Raw genomic sequence first — 984 nt, 5'->3', positions numbered from 1 at the left:
AAAGTGCTCCGCACCGCTGGCGGGAACGCCCAGATGAGATCATGGAGATATGGCTGCTCTATCCATTCACCACTTTCGCCAGGCCAAACAGGCGGGTCAACCTTTGGTGGCCCTCACGGCTGCCGACTACGCCACCGCTCAGATTTTGGATCAGGCTGGGATCGACTTGATCCTGGTGGGCGACAGCTTGGCCATGACCAACTTGGGGTATGCCAGCACCCTGCCCCTGACGCTGGAACAGATGCTCCACCATGCCCAGGCCGTGCGCCGCGGGGTAGAACGGGCCTTTTTGGTGGCCGACTTGCCCTTCTTGACTTATCAAGTCCACAAAGAACAAGCTCTCCTCTCGGCAGGGCGGTTGATGAAGGAGGCAGGAGTCAACGGGGTCAAGCTGGAGGGGGGCTACCCCGACATGGTGGAAACGGTGGCCTTTCTGGTGCAGCGGGGGATCCCGGTTTTGGGTCATATCGGCCTCACTCCGCAGGCCAAACATCAACTGGGAGGCTATCGCCAGCAGGGAAAAACCACTCCGGAGGCGGAGCGTCTGCGACAAGAGGCCCTCAGCCTGGAACAAGCAGGGGCATTTGCCCTGGTTCTGGAGCACATGCCGGCGGAATTGGCTGCCCAAATCTCAGCCCAGGTGGGGATCCCAACCTTGGGCATTGGGGCCGGGCCGGCCTGCGATGGGCAGATTTTGGTCACCCACGACCTGCTGGGGCTGAGCGAGCGGCTCCCCCCTTTTGCCAAGGCCTATACCAATTTGAGACAGGCGATCCGAGAAGCAGTGGAAGCTTTCGCCGACGACGTTCGCCAAAAAGTATTTCCCCCCCGCTGAAGGGATCCCTTACCCATTCAAAGCTTGGGCAGAGGTGCTATGCCTACGGCACCTCATACTGCTACCTACTGCTACGCAATGCTTATGGGAACGGGAACCGCACCGCTTTCTCAAGGCTGGGCAAGGATAGGGCGACCTCAGGGATCCCT

At 60.2% G+C, this 984-nt stretch carries 1 protein-coding gene; it reads left to right on the top strand.

Annotated features, from left to right (window positions below; all coding sequences use genetic code 11):
- The first annotated feature begins 49 nt into the window (after nt 1-49).
- Nucleotides 50-835 (top strand): 3-methyl-2-oxobutanoate hydroxymethyltransferase, encoded by a 786-nt coding sequence (gene panB / locus NW819_RS11635; protein ID WP_414344752.1) that lies wholly within the window; start codon nt 50-52, stop codon nt 833-835.
- Nucleotides 836-984: the final 149 nt, after the last annotated feature.

The sequence above is a fragment of the Synechococcus sp. R8-2 genome (genome assembly GCF_047461715.1).
GTDB lineage: Bacteria > Cyanobacteriota > Cyanobacteriia > Thermostichales > Thermostichaceae > Thermostichus.
Note: the sequence above shows the minus strand (reverse complement) of the source record. Positions and strands in the feature narration are given on the sequence as shown.